Genomic DNA, 21,718 nt, shown 5'->3' on the forward strand with positions numbered 1-21,718 from the left:
GAAGAAGTCTGACGCGGGAATGGGGCTGCGGCAAGAAACGGGGCGTCGTCTTTTGCCCCGCCTCGGCAGCAGGTTCGTTCCCTTCGCGCGGTTGGCCGGGCGATTTTCTTCTGTGCCGGGCGCCGGCGGGCGGGCGGCCGAATCGCTTCGGCGGCCGAGGCCTGTCGTGCGTCCGATCACGCGGGGCCGCGCCGCTGTGCGGCATGAGCGCGCTGCGGGGCGGGTCCGGGCGATCCTGGCGCTTCGCCGCCCTGCGCGAGGGGCGGGCAGGGCGGGGGACCCGGCCGTGCCGGAGAATCACGGCAATATCGGTCGTATATTTGTGTTGACAGCAGGATCCATCCCCGGCGGGGCACAGCTTTGGCGCGGGGGTTTCCCGAAGCGGGGGATCTTCAGAATTCATTTCTAGACGACCTGGCCTAGGGTTAGCCCGCGATCCGGAACCGGGCAGGGGCCCGTTTCGGCCGCGCCCCATGACGACAGTTTCGGACAGGCAGCATGACCGCGCATTTCCCGGTGACACCGGCATCAAACCCACCGCCCTCGCAGGCCAACCTTCTGGAGGCGCGCAATCTGTCGAAGGCCTATGGACCGGTGACGGTGCTCAGCGACGTCTCCTTTGATGTCCCGGCGCGGTCGGTGGTGACGCTGGTGGGCGAGAATGGCGCTGGCAAGTCGACGGTCTTCAATATCCTGAGCGGTCTGACCCGCCCCGATCGTGGCACGATCACCTTCGCAGGGCAGCCGTTCCGGCCCGACAGCCACCGGGCGGCGGTGCGGCTCGGGGTCACCCGGGTGTTTCAGGAACAGTCGCTCGTCCACAATGTGCCGGTCTATGAAAACCTGCTGATCGGCGAGGAGGCCCGCTATGCCCGCTTCGGCCAGTGGGTCGATCGCAAGGCGATGGTGCGCGCGGCGCGCCGGATCGTCGAGACCGCGGGGCTCGATGTCGATGTCGAGCGGCGGACGGGCGATTACGACTTCTCCACCCGCCAGTCGATCGAGATCGCCCGGGCCTGCCTGACCCCGACGCTGATCCGCGGCGTCGGGGAACCGCTGATCCTGCTCGATGAACCGACCTCGGCGCTCGACCGGCGGGACGAGGACACGTTCTTCGACCTTGTGCGCGAGGTGCGGAAATACGGTTCGCTGCTGTTCGTGTCGCACCGCATGGCAGAGGTGCTGGACATTTCGGATGTGATCTATGTGCTCAAGGACGGCGCGCTGGCCGCCCGGTTGCGGCCCGACGAGACCGACGAGCACCACCTGCACGGGCTGATGGTCGGGCGCGAAAGGGCCCGCGACTATTACTACGAGGCGCGCCAGCATCGCGAGCTGCCGCCTCGGGCGGGGCTGCGCGCGGAAGGGATCCGTGCGGCCGCCGGAGCATCCGAGGTCACCCTGGAGGTGAGGCCGGGCGAGATTCTCGGCATCGGCGGGCTGCTGGATTCCGGCAAGTCCGAGCTGGGCAAGGCGATCGCCGGCGTCCGTGCGCCGGTCGGGGGCACGGTCGCGCTGAAGGACGGCGCGCCGCAGGCGCCCGACATCCGGCGCAGCGCGCGCGCAGGTCTGGGCTATATCCCGGCGGAGCGGCTGGTCGAAGGGATCATCCCGGCCTTTCCGGTGGCATGGAATTTCTCGATCGGCAGCGGCTGCGACCTGTTCTCGACCCGCGCCGGATTCTGGCGCAGGGGCGCGGAGCGCCGCGCCGCGCACAGGCACATCGAGGCGCTGGCGGTGCGGTCCGCCCGGCCGGAAACGCCGATGCATCGCCTGTCGGGCGGAAACCAGCAGAAGGTCGTTCTGGCGCGCTGGCTTGAACGGCGCCCCGAGGTTCTGGTGCTCGACAACCCGACGCGTGGCGTCGATGCCGGGGCGAAGCAGGAAATCTACCGCGTGCTGCGCGACCTGACCGATCAGGGCGTGGCCATCGTGCTGATCACCGACGAGCTGCTGGAACTGATCGGCCTGTCGAACCGGATCCTGATCATGCAGCGCGGCGCCGTCGTGGCCGATGTCCCGGCCCCTGCCGATGCGAAACCTTCCGAACAGGACCTCGTGGCGCTGATGCTGCCGGGGGCCGCTTCCTCCTCCGAACAAGTGGAAATCACGACATGACCTTCAGCCTTTCCCCCGACCGGCCCTGGACCGGCACCCCGTTGCGACGGATCCTGAACCGGTTCGAGCCGGGCCTGTGGTTCCCGATCGGCGTCGTGCTTGCGCTGTTCGTGGTCTTCAGCCTGACGACGAGTTCCTTTGCCACGCTGCGGAACTTTTCCGCGGTCAGCGGACAGGCGGCAACGCTGCTGATCGTGTGCCTTGGCGCGACCTTCATCGTGCTGATGGGCAGCATCGACCTGTCGGTCGGCGCGATCGTGCTGCTGACCGGTGCGGTCAGCGTCACCGCGCTGAACGCCTGGGGAATCGGCTGGCTGGTGATCCCCTTCGCCGCGCTGGTGGGCGGCGGGCTCGGGCTGGTGAACGGGCTGATCTACACGAAGGGGCGGATCCCGTCCTTCATCGTCACGCTTGGCACCCTGTCGGTGTTTTCGGGCATCGCGCTCACGCTGCTCGACGGGCGCGCGATCCAGTTCAACGCTCCGGGGCTCGAGACCATCTCGATCGGCCAGCTGATCCCGCGCCTGCCGAACATTGCCCTCTGGGCGATCCTCGCCTGGGGCGTGGTGGTGGTGATCGGCAGCCGGACCCGCTTCGGGCGCTACATGTACCTGATCGGCGGCGGCGAGCAGGTTGCCCAGACCGCGGGCGTGCCGGTCGGGCGCTACAAGCTCTACGCGTTCGGTCTGTCGGGGCTGCTTGCCGGCCTTGGCGCGATCTTCGCGGTGGCGCGGCTCGGGGCGGCGGGGCCGTCGCTCGGTTCGGACCTGCTGCTCAACAGCCTCGCGGCGATCGTCGTCGGTGGCACGTCGCTTGCCGGGGGCGTCGGCGGTGTGCACCGCACCCTGATCGGCGTGCTGATCATCGCGATTCTCGACAACGGGCTGAACCTGATGGGCGTGTCGCAATTCCTGCAGATGATCATCAAGGGCCTCGTCGTCATCGCCGCCGTGCTGGTCAGCCGCAAGGCCAATGCCGGCCAGGTGATCAAGTGATGGCCTGACCGGCCCCCTCCCGAAGGAAGACTGACATGGCGAAACGCCTGATCCTGAACGGCTTCGTGATGAATGCCGTGTCGCATATCCACCATGGCCTGTGGCGGCGCGAGGACACGCTCCAGACCCGGTTCAACGATCTCTCGACCTGGGTCGATCTGGTCAAAATCCTCGAGAAGGCGAAGTTCGACGCGCTGTTCAGCGCCGATATCATCGGCGTCGATCCGGCCTACAAGGGCAGCTGGGACACCTATATCGAGGAAGCCGTCCAGATCCCGATCAACGATTCCGGGGCGTTGATCGCGGCGCTGATCTCCTCGACCGAAAACCTCGGTCTGACGCTGACCAGCTCGATCCTGCAGGAGCACCCGTTCACCTTCGCACGCCGGATTTCCACTCTGGATCACCTGTCGAAGGGGCGGATCGGCTGGAACCTCGTCACTTCGGTCAGCCACAATGCGGCGCAGAACTTCGGTTTCGACCAGATCGTGCCGCATGACGAACGCTATCGCTGGGCCGACGAATACGCCGATGTGGTCTACAAGCTGTGGGAAGGGTCCTGGGACGAGGGCGCGGTGATCGCCGACAAGGCGGGCAACCGCTATGCGGATCCGGCGAAGATCCACCGCATTCACCATCAGGGCGAGCGCTACAAGGTCCTCGGACCGCATCTGTCGCAGCCCTCGCCGCAGCGGGTGCCGCTGCTGTTCCAGGCCGGCGCCTCGCTCGCCGGGCGCAGCTTCGCCGCGCGCAACGCCGAAGGCACCTATATCGTCGCGCAATCGCCCGAAGGCGCGCGCCGGCAGATCGAGGAGACCAACCGTTACCTGGTTCAGGCGGGGCGCCGCCCCGGGGACCTGAAGTTCATTCAGGGCATGTCCTTCGTCGTCGGCAGCACCGAGGAGGAGGCCGCGCGCAGGGCGCGCGCGCTTGCCGAGGACATCAGCACGGACGGGCTGCTCGCGCATCTCAGCCGCGACCTCGGCATCGACCTCGGGCAGCTCGATCCGGACCGGCCGGTGGCGGAGCTGGACATCCAGGGCGTGCAGGGGGTGGTGCGCACATTCGAGGATGCAAACCCCGGCGTCATTCCGCGGGTGCGGGATCTGGGGCAGGTCTATGCCAATGCGGGCAACATCGTCGGCACGCCCGAAAGCATCGCCGACAGGCTGGAGCTCTGGCAGGAGGCGGGCATCGACGGGATCAACGTCAGCTATCACCGGCTGCCGGGCTCCTTCGTCGATTTCGCCGAACAGGTGGTGCCGGAGCTGCAAAAACGCGGCCTTGCGCAGCGCGAATATGCCCCCGGCACCTATCGCGAGAAACTGTTCGGGGCCGGTCCCCGGGTGAATGAACGCCACCCGGCGGCCCGCTATCGCGGCGCCTTTGCCAAGGCGCCGGCCGCGGCCGAATGACACCCCGCCGGTGACGCGCGGCGTCGCCGGTCCCTCCCGGAAACCCACCACAACCCGCAGGGCCATGCCCTGCGATCAGGAAAGGCATGTTCAGATGAAACTCAGGGACCTGGCGCGAGGCCTGCCCGACTTCACCGACCGCAAGGTCATCGACCGCCACATGGAGCGGCTCGACAGCCATGGCGCCAGCCGGCGCGATTTCCTCGCCCTTGCCTCGGCAGGGGTGGCCGCGGGCTTCGGCGCCGCCGCTCTGGGCCTGCCCGCCGCGGCCATTGCCTCGCAGAACGGCAAGTTCGCCTTCCTCACAGGCTTCATGGTCAACGAATGGAACACCACCTTCGACCGCACCGCGAAGACGGCGGCCGAAAGCCTCGGCATCGGCTATACCTCGCTCGACAGCCAGTTCGACGGCGAGCGGCAGTACAACCAGTTCGAGCAGCAGGTGGCCGCGGGCGTCAGCGGGGTGATCTTCAACCTCTCGGACGGCAGCGCGATCCGCGGCCTTGCCCGCACCGCGGCGCAGAACCGGATCTATATCGCCAATATCTGGGACAGCCTGCCCTGGTTCACCCCCTTCGACGCGGATGACTATTACACGCTTTTTGCGGTGTCCGAGGAGGTGACGGCGCAGCGCGAGGTGACCGAGGTGCTGCTGGCCGGGGTGACGGAAAGATTCGGCGGCGGCGACATCATCGGCGTGACCGGCAGCAAGGGCAGCCTGCTGGAGCTGCAGCGCAACCGCGGCCGCGATGCGGCCTTCGCGAAATTCCCGAAGACCCGGCTTGTCGACGAGCTGCCGGGCCTGTGGAACCGCGAGGATGCCCTGAAGGCGACCGAGGACCTGCTGACCCGGAACCCGAATGTCGTGGGCATCGTGACCCAGGATGACGACATCGCTCTTGGCGCGATCGCGGCGCTGAACGCGGCCGGGCTGCGGCCGGGGGAGGATGTCCTGGTCGTGGGCACCTCGGGCACCGGGCTCGGATCAAAGGCGGTGAAGGCCGGGCAGATGCTGGCGACCAAGGGCAATTCGCCCGCACTTGCCGCGGCACTGTTCACCACGCGCCTTTACGACGTCACCCATGGCTGGGTGCCGCGCGCCTCGGAACGGATGCTGAACTGGAACACCCTGACCCTGACGCGCGACAATATCGACGGCTGGATCGAGCGCTTCGTGGACAATGGCGATGTCGAGCCCTTCGACTACCGCAAGATGTCGAAGGTGCTGCATCCCGACGACTGGGATCCGCAGGCCGAGGTCTATCCGCTGGATATCGATCAGTCCTTCGGCGGCATTCCGAAGCCCGAGGGCTACAGCTATCCGCCGGCCTATGTCGCGGCGCGCGACACCGGCGAACGTGCCGCGGTCGCCGCCGAATATGCCGCCCATTACAAGATCAAGTATGACGGCCCCTCGCCGAACCGCAGGGCCTGAGATGTCTTCCCGGAAAGGACAGCCGATGACACGCTTCTCCCTCCCCCGCTGGGCCCTCGGGCTCGAGGACCCGAAAGCCGTCGGGCGCTACATGGAACGGCTTGACACCCATGGCGTCTCGCGGCGCGACTTCCTCGCCATGGTCTCGGCCGGCGCGGCCGCCACCACCTTTGCCGCCGCGGCTGGTCTGCCGCGGGTGGCGGTCGCCGCGCCGAATGGCAAGCTCGCCTTCATCTCGGCCTTCATGTCGAACGAATACAACCAGATCCTGAACGGAGCCTTCGAGGCGGCGACGCAGGAACTGGGCTTTTCCTATGTCGGGCTCGACAGCCAGTTCGACGGGGAACGCCAGTTCAACCAGTTCGAGCAACAGGTCGCGGGCGGGGCGCAATCGGTGGTCTTCAACCTCGCCGACGGCAGCACGATCAAGGGGGCGGCGCGGGTCGCCGAACAGAACGGAGTCTTCATCGGCAATGTCTGGGACAGCCTGCCCTGGTTCACGCCGTTCGAGGGCTCGGACTATTATACGCTCTACACTCTGCCCGAGGAATTCGAGGCGCATCGCGCGGTGACCGCGAGGCTGCTCGCTGCGGTGATCGAGAAATTCGGGGGCGGCGACATCATCGGCGTCACCGGCACGAACGGTACCCTGACCGACCGGCAGCGGTCGGCGGGGCGTGACGACGCCTTCCGCGACTTTCCGAAGACCCGGCTCGTTGACCAGTTGCCGGGCAAGTGGAACCGCGAGGATTCGCTGAAGGCGACCGAGGATCTGCTGACCCGGAACCCGGGTGTCGTCGGTGTGGTCGCGCAGAACGATGACGTTGCGCAGGGCGTGATTGCGGCGATCCAGGCGGCGGGACTGCGGCCGGGCGAGGATATTCTCGTGGTCGGGGCAGACGGCACCAGTCTCGGTGCGAAGTCGATCGCGGCCGGTCGGCAACTCGCCACCTCGGGCAACAGCCCGGCCTATGCGGCGGCACTCCTTGCCGGGCGGATCTATGACGTCACCCACGGTTGGGTGCCGCGCGCCTCGGAGCGGATGCTGAACTGGCGGTCGCTGACCGTCACGAAGGAGAATGTCGGCGGCTATCTCGATCGCTATGTCGATAACGACGGGGTGCAGCCCTTTGATTACCGCAAGATCTCCAAGGTCCTGCATCCCGACGACTGGGATCCGCAGGCGGAGATCTTCCCGCTCGACGTCGATCATGCATGGGAGGGGATCGCGAAGCCGCAGGGCTGGACCTATCCGCAGGCCTATCTGGATGCGAAGACCGGCGGCGAATGGGAGCGCGTGCGCGCCGAATACGCAGATCACTACAAGATCAAGTTCGACGGTCCCTCGCCGAACCGCAAGGCCTGAGATCGGCCGTTCGATCGGGTCATCCCCCCGCTTTTGCGGGGGGTGCTTCGTGGAATTTACGCGGCCATCTTCAGTTTCCGGGCGGGGGGCTGTTGCACAAAGCGGGTGAGGGGCGAGGTGAGCCCTTCCCCGTCGACCTTGATCCCGGTGCTATCGATCAGCAGGTGCAGCGGTCCTTTGGAGCCGCGCTACGGGGTGTTCACAGCCAGGGGCTTCTGGCGGCCACGTCTGCCTGTCGGCACGGCATCCCAGCTCCTCTCGGGGTCGCCCCAGATCGTCAGAGAGCCCCGGCGCCTGAGCGCTTCGTTATAGGCCGGCCAGTTCCCGGGCCAAATTCACGAGATGAACCCCGCACGGGATCTGTGCAACAGGGCCATCCCCGGTCGAGAGTCCAGCAAGAAGGCAGTGAAGTACGACAAACACCGCAACCGTCCTGTTCTGGCGATGATCAGGAACCAGTCCGGAGCCTGGCATCAACTGGAGGAACTATCGGGGGTCACAGCAGAGCCTACCGACAGACAAAGCCAATCCTCGTGGCGCAATATGTAATGTCGGTCTCCGAAACCTTGTCGGGCGCATCAACCTCGAACGGGGTGAGTATGCTGCCCGCTGATTGTTCGGATAATTTGGATTATGTCAGGCGCCGGCCGGGATCAGCTCGGCGCTGAGCTCGTGCAGCGTCACCGTCAGCGCATGCATCTTCTCGATCTCGGCCGGGCTGAACGGGCCCGAGCTGCGGGTGAAGCCCGAGATCGAGCGGTCGCCCGCCGGGCCCACGGCACAGGTCAGCCCGTTGCGGATGCCGCGCTGCGCGGCCTCGGCCAGGATGCCGTCCGGGTCCTCGAGATCCTTCCACAGCACCGAGCCGGTGTGGTGGAACCCCCACACGACCACCGGATCGCGCAGCATCATCCCCATTTCGCTGTAATGGTCGATCCAGTCCTGCGGATAGGTGCGGAACAGCAGGCTGGGCCGGGTGAAACGGATGTGCAGCGCGAGCGCATAGCCGGTGTCGCACAGTTCACCAAGCTCTGACAGACGCGCGTCAAGTTGTGACCTGATTCCGGTTCCCATGGCATGAATTCCGCTTTAGGTTGTTGCGCATGGCGGATACTTCCGTCCGCCGCGAAAGATATTGAGCGCATTTTGCAAGCGCAAGCTGTTTGCCGGGCTTATGAACCTGTCTAAAAGTAGAAAAACGCTGGAAGAGATTGCACCTGCGGGGTTCTACGTGGCGTTGCGCGTGGGCTATTCCTTTCCCGAGGAAGAGCTGAACGCCCTCGATCCGGGCTGGATCGAGACCTACACCCAGCTCGGGCTGGTGATGCAGGACCCGGCGATGCGGTGGGTCTATGCCAACAGCGGTGCGGTGCGCTGGTCGGAGCTTGACCTGCCCGATCCCGCTGGGGTGATCGAGCTGGCGCGCAAGGCCGGGCTGAGCTGGGGCGCGACCGTCGCCTTCTGCCGGCCCGAGGATGCCGGCCGGCGCAGCTATGCCATGCTGTTCCGCGCCGACCGCAACTTCACCCGGGACGAACTCGAGGCTGCCTATGCGCTGCTGCGCAAGCTCCATGTCGGCCCCGAGGCCGGTCCGCCGCTGACCGAGGCCGAGCTCGAGGCGATCCGGCTGCGGGCGGGGGGCAAGCTGTTGAAACAGATCGCGGCCGAGATCGGCATCTCGGAAAGCGCGGTGAAGGCGCGGCTTGCCTCGGCCTGCCGCAAGACCGGGGCGAAGAATGCCATCGAATTGCTCGCACTTGCCACCGCAAGGCGAATGATCTGAGCCAACACACCCCTCGAGGGTGAAAACGTTGCCTGATCGTGCTTCTGCTTGCCTATCCAGAAGGAGGCAAGCATGCATAACATCACTTTCAAATTCGCCGATCTGCATCGTCACGGTCCGGCGTTCTATAATTTCCTGCGGCTGCGCAAGGAGGTCTTCGTCGACGAGCTCGGCTGGGACGTGCCGCATGACGACGAGGTCGAGATGGACCAGTATGACACCCCCGTCGCACATTACTCGCTGGTGCTGTCGGGCGGGGCGGTCGTGGGCGGCGCGCGGGCGATGTCGACCGAGGCGATCTGGGGCCCGAACACCTACATGCTGCGCGACGCGCATCGCGGCAAGCTCGAGCATATCCCGCCCACCGTGCTGCCCGACGAGATCGCCTCGCCGCAGGTGTGGGAATGCACGCGGCTGGTGATCTCGTCGCGGCTGACGACCAATGACGAGCGGCGCACCTGCCTGCGGCTGATCGTCGACGGGCTGGTCGAGCAGGCTCGCGCGCGCGGCGCCGAGACGCTGATCTGTCTGTCGTCGCATGCGCTGATGCGGACGCTGCGCCAGCTCGGCTACGAGGTGCGCCGGATCGGGCCGAGCTATCGCAACGACGAGGACGGGCGGATGTATGCGGTGCTGGCGATGCCGGCCGAGTTCTCGGCGGCGCGGCGGGCGGATTGGGCGCCGGCCTATCTGCCGCATGCGCCCGCCGCGGCGATCACGGCGCGTGCGGTCTGAGACATGGGGGGCGGGGGGCTTCCCCCGCCTCCGGCCCTTGACAGCGGGCGCGGCGCGGTCTCACCGTCGCCGCCATGTTCGATTTTCGCGATATCGAGATCATCCGCGCCATCGTGCGCCACGGCGGCTTCCGGGCGGCCTCTGACGCCACCGGGCTGGCGCAATCGGCGATCTCGCGCCGGGTGCACCACCTCGAGGACCGGATGAAGATCACCCTCTTCGAACGCGACGGCCGCGGCGTGCGGCTGAGCGCGGCGGGGCGGCGCTTTTGCGAGGAGGCCGAGCTGCTGGTGGCACAGCGCGACCGGATCCTCGGCGAGCTGACGCAGGGCCAGATGGCGGGCGTGGTGCGGCTTGGCGTGGCCGAGACGATCACCCACACGCTGTTGCCGCGGCTGCTGACGGCGCTGCGGGCGCGCCATCCGCTGCTGCGCTTCGAGATCTCGGTCGACACCTCGGACCAGATGGCGCGCGAGCTGAGCGCCGACGGGCTCGATGTGGCGATCATGCTGCGCGACGAGGCGCCGCGCGGCATGGTGCTGACCGCGCTGCCGCCGGTCAGTCTGGGCTGGTTCTGCTCGCCCGCGCATTTCACCCTGCCGCGGCCGGCGGGGATCGACGATCTTGCCGCGCTGCCGATCGTGTCCTTCCCGAAGACCACGATCCCGCACCGGCGGGTGCTCGACCTCTTGACCCCGGTGCGGCGCAAGGTGGCCGAGGTGCACGGCTCGGCCTCGCTCGCCACGGTGTTGCATCTGGTGGCGCAGGGCTTCGGCATCGGCACGATCCCGCATGACATCGTCGCCTCCTGGCCCGATGCCGGGATCGAGGAGATCGAGGTGACGCCCGAGGCGCGGCTGCCCGATCTGGAATTCGCGATCTGCTACATGCCCGAGCGCAACGAGGAGATCGGCCGCGAGCTGACCCGGGCGGCGGTTGCCGCCTCGGTTGTATGATCTCGAAAACAGATCAATACTGCGCATGACTGAACTCTTGATCTAATCGGTTGCCTTGCGGAATCTTTCCCGATCCGAAGGAGACCCGAGATGACCGATCAAGACGCCCTGCTGTCCGACCCGCGTGCGCTGCGCGCCGAGATCCGTGCGGGGCGGTTCGAGCGGCCGACCGCCGGCTTTGGTGGCGATGCGCTGCAGGCCAATCTGGTGATCCTGCCCGCGCCCGAGGCGGCCGAGTTCCTGCGCTTTGCCCAGGCGAACCCGCGCCCCTGCCCGCTGCTGGCGGTGAGCGAGCCGGGCAATCCCGCGCTCGACCTGCTCGGCGCCGGGATCGACCTGCGCCACGACCTGCCGCGCTATCGGGTCTGGCGCCATGGCGCGCTGGTGAGCGAGCCTGCCGACATCGCCGATCTGTGGCAGGACGATTTCGTCGCCTTCGCGATCGGCTGTTCGTTCAGCTTCGAGGATGCGCTGGTGCGCGCGGGCATCCCGGTGCGCCATCAGGCGGCCGGCCGCAACGTGCCGATGTATCGCACCTCGATCCCGACCCGGCCGGCCGGGCAGTTCTCGGGCCCGCTCGTGGTGTCGATGCGGCCGATGCCGATGGCCGACGCGATCGAGACGGTGAAGATCTGCGACCGCTTCCCGCTGGCCCATGGCGCGCCGGTGCATATCGGCGACCCCGCCGCGCTCGGCATCGCCGACATCACCCGCCCCGATTACGGCGACGCCCCCGACATCCGGCCCGGCGACGTGCCGGTGTTCACCGCCTGCGGCGTGACCCCCCAGGCCGCGATTGCCGCCGCCCGTCCCGCCCTCGCCATCACCCACGCCCCGGGCTACATGCTCGTCACCGATATCCCGGCGGGTGCCGCCTGGCGGGAGCTGACCGGCGTGGGCATGGCGCAGTAACCAACAACAAAAGCACCCCGACAGGAGAGACCCGATGAAGAAGAAGATGATCGCCGCGCTGATGGCCGGCACCCTGCTCGCCGCCCCCGCGATGGCCGAGGAACAGCTTTCGGTCGTCGGCAGCTGGAGCAACCTGCCGCTCTACAAGGCCTTCGAGACCCCGTTCTGGACCGAAAAGCTGCCCGCGATGACCGGCGGCGCCTTCACCGCGCAGCTCACCAGCTTTGACCAGATGGGCATTGCCGGCGCCGACGTCTACCGGATGCTGGGCGACGGCGTCTTCGACATCGGCGCGACGGTGGCCGATTACACCGTGGGCGACGCGCCCGAGCTGGAAGGGCTCGACGTGCCGCTGCTCGCGACCACCGCGGACGAGGCGAAGAAACTGGTCGATGCCGCCCGCCCGATGGTCGCCGACATCATGCGCGCGCGCTTCAACGCGCAGCTTCTGGGCATCGCGCCCTATCCGCCGCAGGTGCTGTTCTGCCGCGGCGACGTCACCTCGCTGGCCGACCTGAAGGGCAAGAAGGTGCGCGGCTCGGGCCGGATGACGACGAAATTCCTCGAGGCGCTTGGCGCCGAGGGCGTGAACATCGCCTTCTCGGAAGTGCCCGGCTCGCTCGAGCGCGGGGTGATCGACTGTGCCGTGACCGGCGCCGGTTCGGGCTATTCGGCGGGCTGGTGGGAGGTTTCGGACCACCTGCTGACGCTGCCGCTCGGTGGCTGGGACCCGGTGGTGATCGCGATGAACGCCGATCGCTGGGACGGGCTCACGGCGGATCAGCAGGCGACGCTGGAAAAGGCCGTGACCGAGGGGCTCGAGACCCCGGCCTGGGCCGCGGCGCAGGGCGGGCTCGCGACCGACATCGCCTGCCTGACCGGCACGGGCGAGTGCCCCGCGGGCAAGGCCGCCTCGATGACGCTGGTCGAGGCCACCCCGGCCGACATGGCGCAGGCGCGCCAGATCCTGACCGAGGTCGTGCTGCCCGACTGGGCCGGCCGCGCCGGCAAGGACTGGGTCGCGCGCTGGAACGACACCGTCGGCGCCGCCGCCGGCGTGACGATCGCGCAGTAACGGCGGGGCGGGCGCGATGGTCGCGAAACTGCACGGCGCGCTTTTGCGCGCCAACCGCCTCGTCGCGCTCGTCCTGGGCGCGGCGCTGATCGCCACGGTGCTGTTCATCCTGGTCGATGTGGTGCTGCGCAAGCTGGGCGCGGGCTCGCTCGGCGGCTCGGACGAGCTGTCGGGCTATGTCATGGCCGCGGTCGCAAGCTGGGGCCTTGCCTGCGCGCTGGTCGAGCGGGCGCATGTCCGCATCGACGTGCTGCGGCTGCGGCTGACCGCGCCCGGGCGGGCGCTGATGGACATCTTCGCGATGATCGTCACCAACGGCATCGTGCTGCTGATCGCCTGGCATTGCTGGCCGGTGCTGGAAAAGACGCTGGCACGCGGCTCGCGGGCGAACACCCCGCTCGAGACGCCGCTGTGGATCCCGCAGGGGATCTGGTTTGCCGGCTGGGCCTGGTTCGCGATCAGCGCGACGGCGCTGACGCTGATCGGGCTGGCCTATTTCCTCTCCGGCCAGCGCGCGCGCTTCGATGCGACGCTGGGCCTCGGATCGGAGCTTGACGCATGATCTGGACCGTTGCCGTTTCGCTTCTGGGGCTGATGGCCCTGTCGATCCCGGTGGGGATCGTGCTCTTCGTGCTGGGCATCGGGGTCGGGCAGTTCTATTCCGCCTTCCCGCTGCTGCGCGGGCTGGGCCAGGTGGTCTGGTCCTCCTCGGCCTCGGCGACGCTGATCGCGATTCCGCTCTTCGTCCTGCTGGGCGAGATCCTGGTGCGCGGCGGGGTGGCCGCGCGCACCTATGGCGCGCTCGACAAATGGCTGAGCTGGCTGCCGGGCGGGCTGGTGCACGCCAATATCGCCACCGCGACGATGTTCTCGGCCACCTCGGGCTCGTCGGTCGCCACCGCCGCCACCGTCGCCACCGTGGCGATGCCGCAGGCCGAGCGGCTGCACTATGACCCGAAGCTCTTCTCGGGCGCGATCGCCGCGGGCGGCACGCTCGGCATCCTGATCCCGCCCTCGATCAACCTGATCGTCTATGGCTTCCTGACCGAGACCTCGATCCCGCAGCTCTTTTCGGCGGGGCTGGTGCCCGGTGTGCTGATGGCGCTGGCTTTCGTCGCCGTCACCGCGGCGATCTGCGCGGTGCGCCCCGATCTGGGCGGCCCGTCGCGCCGCTTCAGCTGGGGCGAGCGGCTGGCGAGCCTGGTGCAGCTGGTGCCGATCGTGATCCTCTTCACCGTGGTCATCGGCTCGATCTATGCCGGCTGGGCCACGCCCACGGAATCGGCGGCGATCGGGGTGGCCATCGCGGCGCTGATCGCCGTGGGGCTGGGCGAGGGGCTGAGCCTGCGCACCCTCGGCGCCGCGCTGATCGGCACGGTGCGGATCTCGGCGATGATCATGCTGGTGATCACCGGCGCCTATTTCCTGAACTTCGCGATGACCTCGGCCGGGCTTGGCCGCGAGCTTGGCGCGCTGATCCGCGGCTCGGGGCTCTCGCCCTTCGGCACGCTGCTGCTGGTGGTGGCGCTCTATCTCGTGCTGGGCTTCTTCATCGAGACGCTGTCGCTGATGGTGGCGACGATCCCGATCGTGGTGCCGATCATCGCCGGGCTTGGCTATGACAAGGTCTGGTTCGGGGTGCTGATGATCGTGCTGATCGAGATGGCGCTGATCACCCCGCCGGTCGGGCTCAACCTCTTCGTGGTGCAAAGCACGCGGCGCAGCGGCACGATGAACGAGGTGATCCTTGGCGCGATCCCCTATGTGCTGGTGATGCTGGGCATGATCGCGGCGCTGATCGCGCTGCCTTCGCTGGCGCTCTGGCTGCCCTCCCACCTCTGATTTCCTGAAAGGACGCCTGATGCGTTTCCTCAACGGCGAGTCGCCGATCGACCTCGATTTCTCTCATCTCGTCGTTGCCGGCTGGACCGGACGCGACCAGAAGGCCATCGCCCATCACATCGACGAGCTGGCCGCCCTTGGCGTCGCGCCGCCCTCGGCGACGCCGCTTTACTACCGCGTTGCCGCCGCGACGCTGACCACCGCGCCGCGGATCGAGGTGGTGGGCCCCGGCTCCTCGGGCGAGGTCGAGCCGATGGTGGTGCAGCATGGCGCGCGCCGTTTCCTCGGCCTTGGGTCGGACCACACCGACCGCGTGCTCGAGGCGCATTCGGTGGCGCTGTCGAAGCAGGTCTGCGCCAAGCCCTGCGCCGCCGAGCTCTGGCCCTGGGAGGAGGTCGAGGACCGTCTCGACCGGCTGGTCTGCGAAAGCTGGATCTTCGAGAACGGCAGCTGGGTCGCCTATCAGGCCGGCACGCTCGCCTCGATCCGGCCGCTGGCCGAACTTGCCGCCGGGGCGGGGCTGAACGTGCTGGGCGTCGAGGGGCCGGTGGCGATGCTGTGCGGCACCTTCGGCGCGATCGGCGGCGTGCGGCCGGCGCGCCGCTTCCGCATGCGGCTGAGCGACCCCGACCGCAACCGCGCGATCGGGCATGAATATGAAACCATCGTCCTGCCCGAGGTGGCCTGAGATGAGCGCTTTCCTGACCCGCGTCGAGGACGCGATCGCCCGCACCGAGGCCCTGCCCGCCGCGACCCGCCGCGCGATCTTCACCGAATTCACCCCGGCGCGGATCCGTGCCGAGGCGGCCGCGCTTGCGGCGCGCGCCGCGGCGGGCGAGGCGATGCCGCTTTTCGGCACGCTGATCTCGGTCAAGGATCTTTATGACGAGGCCGGGCAGGTCACCGGCGCGGGCTCGCGCCTGCTGGTCGAGCGCGGCAGCGTGGCGGCCGGGGATGCCGTCGCCGTCGCCCGGCTGCGCCGCGCCGGTGCGCTGATGTTCGGCCGCACCTCGATGTCGGAATTCGCCTATTCCGGCGTCGGGCTGAACCCGCATCACGGCACCCCGGAAAGCGCGCTGGCGGCCGGGGTGATCCCGGGCGGCTCGTCCTCGGGCGCGGCGGTGAGCGTGGCCCTTGGCCTGTGCGACGCGGCGCTTGGCACCGACACCGGCGGCTCGCTGCGGATTCCGGCGGCGGCGAACGGGATCTGGGGGCTGAAGCCGAGTGCGGATCTCATTGACGCGACCGGCATCTTCCCGCTGGCCGGCACCTTCGACAGCGCCGGCGCGATGGCCGGCACCGAGGCCCTGCTGCGGCAGGTGACCGAGGTGATGGCGGGCGCCCCGCTCGACGCCCCCGCGCCCGGCCGGCTGCGTCTCGGCCTGCCGACCGGCGCCTTCACCGAGGGGCTCTCGCCCGAGGTCGCCACGCTTTTCGCCGCCGAGACCGCGCGGATCGCGGCGCTTGGCCACGAGCTGGTGCCGGTCGAGATGGCCGAGATCGGCGCGGGCATCGGGCTGAACAAGATCATCGTCGCGGCCGAGGCGCTGGCGATCCACCGTGCCGACCTCGAGCGGCTGGAAACGGTGGGCGACCCGCGCGTTCTGTCGCGCATCCGCTTTGCGCTGACGCTCGCCCCCGGGGCGCTGGACGCGGCGCTCAGTGAGCGCGCGCGGCTTGTGACGCTCTTCGAGGCGCGGATGCAGGGGCTCGATGCGCTTCTCGTGCCGACGCTGATGCAGCTGCCGCCGACGATCGCCGCGGTCGAGGCGAATTTCGACGCGCTGAACGCGGCGATGCTGCGCAACACCTCGCTGGTGAACCTGGTCGACGGTTGCGCCGTGGCGCTGCCCACGCCGGGGGCCGAACCGCGCTGGTCGATGACGATGCTCGTGGGCCGCAAGGGCGCCGATGCGGCGCTTCTGGCCGCGGCGCGCGCGATCGCGTGAGGCGGCGATGACCGAGGACGCGCCCCTCTCGCCCGAGTTGCTGCCCGCCGGCCCCGACGGGATCGAGCTGCGCTTTGCCCGTCGGCCCGAGCCCGCGGCGATGGCGGCGGTGCAGGTGCTGGCGGCCGAGATCGCCGCGGCCCCGCCCGAGGGGCTGCGCGAGCTGGTGCCGGGGCTCGTCTCGGTGCTGCTGCGGCTTGATCCGGGGACGGTGGCGGCGGTCGGGCCGGGGCTTCTGGCCCGGGCCCGGGCCATCGCCGCGACCCGACCGGCCCTGCCCGCCCCCACCCGGCGCTGGACGATCCCGGCGGCCTTTGGTGGTGCCGAGGGGCCGGATCTGGCCGCGGTGGCGGCGCGCCTCGGCCAGAGCGAAGCGGCCGCCGCGGCCGAGATCTGCGCGGCCGAGCTGCGGGTGCTGACCATCGGCTTCGCCCCCGGCCAGCCCTATATCGGCCTGCTGCCCGAGGCCTGGAATCTGCCGCGCCTGCCCGAGCTGACGCCCAGCGTGCCGGCGGGCGCGCTGGTCGTCGCGGTGCGGCAGCTGGTGTTGTTCGGCGCGGCCTCGGCGACCGGCTGGCGGCAGGTGGCGCAGGTGGCCTTCCGCCCCTTCCGCCCCGACCGGGCCGAGCCGATGCCGCTGCGCGCGGGCGACGCGATCCGCTTCGCCGCCGCGCCCGCCGATCAGATCGCGACGCTTGCGGGCGATCCGCAGGGCCTTGGCGGCGCCCGGCTGGAGGTTCTGGCATGAGCACGCTCACCCTTCACCGCGTCGACGGCATCGTGACCGTGCAGGACATGGGCCGGCCCGGCCATCTGGCGCAGGGCCTGTCGCGCGGCGGCGCGGCCGACCGGCTGGCGCTGATCGAGGCGGCGGCGCTTCTGGGCGCGCGTGCGCCGCTGGCCGCGCTTGAGATGGCCGGCGCCGGCGGGGTCTTCTCGGTCGATGCGCCGATGCGCGTCGCGCTGACCGGCGCGCCGATGGCGGCGACGCTTGACGGCGTGCCGCTGCGCTGGAACGCCACCCACCGGATCGAGCCGGGCGCGCGGCTGCGCATCGCCGGGGCCGAGGCCGGGGTCTATGGCTATCTGGTGCCGGCGGGCGGGCTGGTGACGCCCGACTGGCTGGGCAGCCGCGCCGCGCATCTGGCGATCGGCATCGGTGCGCCGCTGACCGCGGGCGCGGTGCTCGCCGTGACCCCCGATCCCGCGCCCGAGACCGAGGCCCGCGTCATCGCCGTGGCGAACCGCTTTCAGGGCGGCACCGCGCGGCTGATGGACGGGCCGCAGACCGGGCTGTTCGACGCCGGAACCCTCGACGCCTTCTGCGCCACCGCCTTTCGCCGCGGCGCGCGCGGCAACCGGCAGGGCGTGCAGCTGAGTGCCGAGGCGCGCTTTGTCGCGGCCGAGGCGGCGGGGCTGGCCTCGGACCTGATCGGGCCGGGCGACGTGCAAAGCACCGGCGACGGCGTGCCCTATGTGCTGCTCGCCGAATGCCAGACCGTCGGCGGCTATCCGCGCCTTGGCACGGTGGTGGCCGAGGACCTGCCGCTGATCGCGCAGGCGGCCCCGGGCACGGTCCTGCGCTTTCGCCGCGTGGGGGCCGAGGACGCCGCCCGCGCCTGCCGCGACGAGACGGTGTTGTTGCGCGAGGCGGCGGCGCGCTGTAGCAGCCTGATCCGGGACCCGGCGACAATCCCGGACCTTCTGTCCTATCAGCTGATCGGCGGGGTGACCCGCGGCGACGACCTGGAGCAAGACGATGCGCGTTGACCTGAATGCGGACATGGGCGAGGGCTTCGGCCCCTGGCGGATGGGGGACGACGCGGCGCTTCTGGGCGTGGTGACCTCGGCCAATATCGCCTGCGGCATGCATGCGGGCGACGCGAACGTGATGGCCGGGGTGATGCGGGCGGCGGCGGCGCAGGATGTGGGCATCGGCGCGCATCCGGGCTTTGCCGATCTGCAGGGCTTCGGCCGGCGGCGGCTGAAGCTCTCGGCCGAGGAGCTGGCGAACCTTGTCGCCTATCAGCTCGGCGCGGCGCAGGGCATGGCGCGGCTTGCCGGCACCCGGGTGCGGCATCTCAAGCTGCACGGGGCGCTGTCGAACATGGCGGCCGAGGATGCGGCGATCGCGCGCGCCTGCTATGGCGCGGCGGTGGCGCTTGATCCCGGGATCATCCTGGTGGCGCAGGCCGCGACCGCGATGGAGGCGGTGGCGCGCGAGATCGGCGCGACCTGGGTCGGCGAGATCTTTGCCGACCGCGCCTATAATGACGACGGCACGCTTCTCGACCGCAGCCGTCCGGGCGCGGTGCTGCACGATCCGGCCGAGGTCGGCCGGCGCATGGAAGAGATGATCCGCGCCCGCGCGATCATCACCGCCAGCGGCGCCCGGCTGCCGGCCCGCATCGACACGATCTGCGTGCATGGCGACAGCCCGGCGGCGGTGACGATGGCGGCCACGCTGCGCGCCCATCTCGAGACGGCGGGGATCACCGTCACCCGGTTCTGAGCGAAGGCCCCCCGGCGCGGTGGCCGGAGGACGCGATTTCAGGCGGCGGGACGCGCGGCGGCAATCGCCGCCTCGATCACCCGGCGGTCGCCGATCTGGTTCGCCAGCAGCAGCGCGAGCTTGGCCCAGACCTTCAGGCTGTCCTCCTCGCTCAGCCCCTCGTGCAGCGCGACGAGGGATTGATAGAGGTCGTCATGCCCGCTCAGATTGGGCGTCAGGGTCAGTGCAGACATGCGTCACCTTTCAGCAGGGCGCCGCGGGCGCGCGACAGCGCGGCGGCGATGGCCTCGGTCGTGGGGTGCTGCCAGCGCGCCGCCACATATTGATCGGGACGCACCAGCGTGGCGCCGCCCGCGGGCAGCGCGAGCCGCTCGGCCGCAAGGCCCGACACCTCGAGCCGCGTCACGCCCTCGGGCGCCGCGCCGTCCCAGCCGTGGCTGATCAGCACGAAATCGTCGCCAAGCGCATCGAGCAGCCAGCCGTCTTCGTGCGGCGCATCGAGCACCGGACTGCCCGGCGGCACACCGCCCGCCCAGGTCTCGGCATCGGGGGTCGAGAGCAGCGAGGCCGGATAGCTGACCGCGGTCGAGAGCCGCCCCGAGTTCACGAAGGGCCGGGCGAAGGCATGCGCGCCCGCGAGTTCCAGTACCGCGTCGCGCAGCGCCCGGCTCGCCGTCGATTTCGGCGTCAGGAAATCGGTCGAGCGGGTCGAGTTCAGGATGTTCTCGTCCGCCGTGGCGATCGCCTCGTCATTATAGGTCTCGATCAGCGCCGCATCGGCCGCGCCGCGCAGCACGAGGTCAAGCTTCCAGCCGAGGTTGTCGATATCGGCAAAGCCGCCGTTGCAGCCGCGCGCGCCGAAGGGCGAGACCAGATGCGCGGAATCGCCGGCGAAGATCACCCGCCCATGCACGAAGCGCGCCATGCGCCGGCACTGGAAGGTGTAGACCGAATACCATTCGCGCTCGAAGGCGACGCCCTCGCCCAGCATGGCGCGCACGAAGGGCTCGACGTTCTCGGGGCGGATCGCCGCCTCGCGGTCGATGTTCCAGCCGAGCTGGAAATCCAGCCGCCAGACATCGTCGGGCTGGCGGTGCATCAGCGCCGAGCGGCCGGGGTTGAACGGCGGGTCGAACCAGAACCAGCGTTCGGGCGGCATCTCATGCGTCATCCGGATGTCGGCAATGAGGAAGTTGTCCTCGAACACCCGGCCTTCGAAATCGAGGCCCATCCGGTCGCGCACGGTCGAACGCGAGCCGTCGCAGGCGATCAGCCAGTCGGCCCGCAGCCGATAGCCCTGCCCGCCCGCGGTCACATCGAGCGTCACGCCCTCGGCCCCGGGGGTCACGTCCTCGACCGCATGGCCCCAGCGGATCTCCACATTGGGCAGCTTCGACACCTCGTCGAGCAGGTACTCCTCGACGTAATATTGCTGGATGTTGACGAAGCCCGGACGTTTCTGGTCCTTCACCGGCAGCATGTCGAACTGATAGACCGGCGCATCGTCCCCACCCCAGAACACCTTGCCGATGTTCCACACGACGCCCTTGTCGGTCACCGCATCGCCCGCGCCGAGCCGGTCGAGAATGTCGAGCGAGCGCTTCGAGAAGCAGATCGCCTTCGAGCAATGCGCGACGAAATCGAGCCGGTTCAGCACCGTCACCGCATGCCCGCGCCGGCCGAGGTCGAGCGCCATCGCGAGGCCCACGGGCCCGGCGCCGACGATGACCACCGGCGCGCTGTCGGTGTCGGTGGCCGGCGCCGGGGTGGCGCCGATCTCCTTGTAGACGGGAATTCCCGCAACGTTTGCCATGATCTCCTCCCTCGTCCGCGCTCAGCCCTGCAGCTTCGCCCAAACCTCGCGGTCGCGCTCGGCGGTCCAGATGCGGGGGGTCTCGATGCCATCGAACTCGTCCCACAGGCGCTGCACGTCGAAGGGCAGGCAGTGCTCGAAGATCGGCCATTGGCCGAAGTCGGGGGCGAGCGCGGCATGGGTCGCCTCGAACGCTTCCTTCAGCGTGCCGCCGGCGCGGTGCACGGGGCCGACATTGTCGATCATGCCATTGAGGAACTTGCGGGTCTGCTCGACCGCCGCATCGGTTTCCGCGACGCCGCGCGCCACCGCACCACGCCCGCCGATCAGGTTCTCGGACTGATACGCCTTGACGGCGTCGAGGGTCTTCGTCGCCCAGTCGAAGTGATAGGCGTCACCGGTGTAGAGCGCGGCCTTCGCCTCGACGAGGTCGCCGGCGAAGAGGGTGCGGGTCTTGTCGTGCCACACCACGATGTCGCCGCCGGTATGGCCGCGGCCGAGGAAACGCAGATCGAGCGTGCCGCGGTCGCCGCCAAGCGGGATCGAATATTCGGTGTCGAAGGTGATCGTCGGCCAGGTCAGCCCGGGCACCTCCTCGGCGTTCTTGGCAAGCCGCGGCATCCGGCCGAACTCGCTTTTCCAATCCTCTTCGCCGCGTTCGGCCACCAGATCGCGCGAGGCATTCGACATGATGATGTCGCCCGCCTCGAATGCCGAGGCGCCGAGCACCCGCACCGCGTGGTAATGGGTCAGGATCAGGTAGCGCACCGGCTTGTCGGTCTGCTCGCGCAGGATCTTCAGCCAGTCGCGCG

Annotated in this window: 21 protein-coding genes and 1 pseudogene; 17 read left to right on the top strand and 5 right to left on the bottom strand. The window is 69.1% G+C overall.

What is annotated here, in order from left to right:
• The first annotated feature begins 498 nt into the window (after nucleotides 1–498).
• The 5 genes from DYS74_RS15385 (at nucleotide 499) to DYS74_RS15405 (ending at nucleotide 7,329) form a co-directional block, all read left to right on the top strand.
• Nucleotides 499–2,118, top strand: coding sequence for a sugar ABC transporter ATP-binding protein (locus tag DYS74_RS15385; RefSeq protein ID WP_121534573.1), 1,620 nt, complete (start codon nucleotides 499–501; stop codon nucleotides 2,116–2,118).
• Entirely contained in the window at nucleotides 2,115–3,113 is a 999-nt protein-coding gene (locus DYS74_RS15390) for an ABC transporter permease (RefSeq protein ID WP_121534574.1), read from the top strand. Before DYS74_RS15385 ends, DYS74_RS15390 begins: the two co-directional genes overlap by 4 nt.
• 35 nt (nucleotides 3,114–3,148) lie before the next feature.
• On the top strand, nucleotides 3,149–4,528 hold the full coding sequence (locus DYS74_RS15395) for an NtaA/DmoA family FMN-dependent monooxygenase (protein WP_121534575.1): 1,380 nt from the start codon (nucleotides 3,149–3,151) through the stop codon (nucleotides 4,526–4,528).
• Nucleotides 4,529–4,622: 94 nt separating this feature from the next.
• Nucleotides 4,623–5,963 (top strand): sugar ABC transporter substrate-binding protein, encoded by a 1,341-nt coding sequence (locus tag DYS74_RS15400; RefSeq protein WP_183077557.1) that lies wholly within the window; start codon nucleotides 4,623–4,625, stop codon nucleotides 5,961–5,963.
• 25 nt (nucleotides 5,964–5,988) lie between these two features.
• Entirely contained in the window at nucleotides 5,989–7,329 is a 1,341-nt protein-coding gene (locus DYS74_RS15405) for a sugar ABC transporter substrate-binding protein (RefSeq protein WP_183077558.1), read from the top strand.
• Between the two features lie 122 nt (nucleotides 7,330–7,451).
• Here the strand turns inward: DYS74_RS15405 and DYS74_RS15410 are convergent.
• Nucleotides 7,452–7,664, bottom strand: a pseudogene (locus DYS74_RS15410) (transposase); the annotation flags it as partial.
• 301 nt (nucleotides 7,665–7,965) lie between these two features.
• Nucleotides 7,966–8,403: an autoinducer binding domain-containing protein gene (locus DYS74_RS15415; protein WP_121534578.1), complete on the bottom strand. Its 438-nt coding sequence runs from the start codon at nucleotides 8,401–8,403 to the stop codon at nucleotides 7,966–7,968.
• A 61-nt stretch (nucleotides 8,404–8,464) separates the two neighbouring features.
• On the opposite strand from DYS74_RS15415, the gene DYS74_RS15420 reads away from it, so the two are divergent.
• The 12 genes from DYS74_RS15420 to DYS74_RS15475 all read left to right on the top strand — a co-directional run bounded on the left by DYS74_RS15420 (nucleotide 8,465) and on the right by DYS74_RS15475 (nucleotide 19,093).
• Nucleotides 8,465–9,112: a helix-turn-helix transcriptional regulator gene (locus tag DYS74_RS15420; RefSeq protein ID WP_245965298.1), complete on the top strand. Its 648-nt coding sequence runs from the start codon at nucleotides 8,465–8,467 to the stop codon at nucleotides 9,110–9,112.
• Nucleotides 9,113–9,184: 72 nt separating this feature from the next.
• Nucleotides 9,185–9,847 (top strand): acyl-homoserine-lactone synthase, encoded by a 663-nt coding sequence (locus DYS74_RS15425; protein ID WP_121534580.1) that lies wholly within the window; start codon nucleotides 9,185–9,187, stop codon nucleotides 9,845–9,847.
• Nucleotides 9,848–9,921: 74 nt separating this feature from the next.
• A complete protein-coding gene (locus DYS74_RS15430) occupies nucleotides 9,922–10,803 on the top strand; it encodes a LysR family transcriptional regulator (RefSeq protein WP_121534581.1) in 882 nt (293 codons plus the stop codon).
• A gap of 90 nt (nucleotides 10,804–10,893) precedes the next feature.
• Complete coding sequence (locus DYS74_RS15435) at nucleotides 10,894–11,715, top strand: putative hydro-lyase (RefSeq protein WP_121534582.1); 822 nt, start codon at nucleotides 10,894–10,896, stop codon at nucleotides 11,713–11,715.
• Nucleotides 11,716–11,749: 34 nt separating this feature from the next.
• Nucleotides 11,750–12,790, top strand: a complete 1,041-nt coding sequence (locus DYS74_RS15440) for a TRAP transporter substrate-binding protein (RefSeq protein WP_121534583.1) — start codon at nucleotides 11,750–11,752, stop codon at nucleotides 12,788–12,790.
• Nucleotides 12,791–12,806: 16 nt separating this feature from the next.
• Nucleotides 12,807–13,352, top strand: a complete 546-nt coding sequence (locus tag DYS74_RS15445) for a TRAP transporter small permease subunit (protein WP_121534584.1) — start codon at nucleotides 12,807–12,809, stop codon at nucleotides 13,350–13,352.
• Nucleotides 13,349–14,632 carry a TRAP transporter large permease gene (locus tag DYS74_RS15450; RefSeq protein WP_121534585.1) on the top strand — a complete coding sequence of 428 codons (1,284 nt, stop codon included), beginning with the start codon at nucleotides 13,349–13,351 and terminating at the stop codon, nucleotides 14,630–14,632. Before DYS74_RS15445 ends, DYS74_RS15450 begins: the two co-directional genes overlap by 4 nt.
• 19 nt (nucleotides 14,633–14,651) lie before the next feature.
• Nucleotides 14,652–15,320, top strand: coding sequence for a DUF2848 domain-containing protein (locus tag DYS74_RS15455; RefSeq protein ID WP_121534586.1), 669 nt, complete (start codon nucleotides 14,652–14,654; stop codon nucleotides 15,318–15,320).
• A gap of 1 nt (nucleotide 15,321) precedes the next feature.
• On the top strand, nucleotides 15,322–16,581 hold the full coding sequence (locus tag DYS74_RS15460) for an amidase family protein (RefSeq protein WP_183077559.1): 1,260 nt from the start codon (nucleotides 15,322–15,324) through the stop codon (nucleotides 16,579–16,581).
• Between the two features lie 7 nt (nucleotides 16,582–16,588).
• On the top strand, nucleotides 16,589–17,329 hold the full coding sequence (locus DYS74_RS15465; protein WP_183077560.1) for a 5-oxoprolinase subunit B family protein: 741 nt from the start codon (nucleotides 16,589–16,591) through the stop codon (nucleotides 17,327–17,329).
• On the top strand, nucleotides 17,326–18,351 hold the full coding sequence (locus DYS74_RS15470; protein ID WP_121534589.1) for a 5-oxoprolinase subunit C family protein: 1,026 nt from the start codon (nucleotides 17,326–17,328) through the stop codon (nucleotides 18,349–18,351). Before DYS74_RS15465 ends, DYS74_RS15470 begins: the two co-directional genes overlap by 4 nt.
• Nucleotides 18,341–19,093, top strand: coding sequence for a LamB/YcsF family protein (locus DYS74_RS15475; protein ID WP_121534590.1), 753 nt, complete (start codon nucleotides 18,341–18,343; stop codon nucleotides 19,091–19,093). The genes DYS74_RS15470 and DYS74_RS15475 overlap by 11 nt, the downstream gene beginning before the upstream one ends.
• Nucleotides 19,094–19,131: 38 nt before the next feature.
• Here the strand turns inward: DYS74_RS15475 and DYS74_RS15480 are convergent, their stop codons facing one another.
• The 3 genes from DYS74_RS15480 to DYS74_RS15490 all read right to left on the bottom strand — a co-directional run.
• Nucleotides 19,132–19,326 carry a DUF2783 domain-containing protein gene (locus tag DYS74_RS15480; protein WP_113901177.1) on the bottom strand — a complete coding sequence of 65 codons (195 nt, stop codon included), beginning with the start codon at nucleotides 19,324–19,326 and terminating at the stop codon, nucleotides 19,132–19,134.
• Nucleotides 19,314–20,906, bottom strand: a complete 1,593-nt coding sequence (locus DYS74_RS15485) for an FAD-dependent oxidoreductase (protein WP_121534591.1) — start codon at nucleotides 20,904–20,906, stop codon at nucleotides 19,314–19,316. The genes DYS74_RS15480 and DYS74_RS15485 overlap by 13 nt, the downstream gene beginning before the upstream one ends.
• A 21-nt stretch (nucleotides 20,907–20,927) precedes the next feature.
• Nucleotides 20,928–21,718: MBL fold metallo-hydrolase (locus DYS74_RS15490; RefSeq protein ID WP_147435520.1), on the bottom strand; the 791-nt coding region annotated here is incomplete at its 5' end.

The organism is Paenirhodobacter hankyongi (assembly GCF_003664585.1).
In the GTDB taxonomy this organism is placed as follows: Bacteria; Pseudomonadota; Alphaproteobacteria; order Rhodobacterales; family Rhodobacteraceae; genus Rhodobacter; species Rhodobacter hankyongi.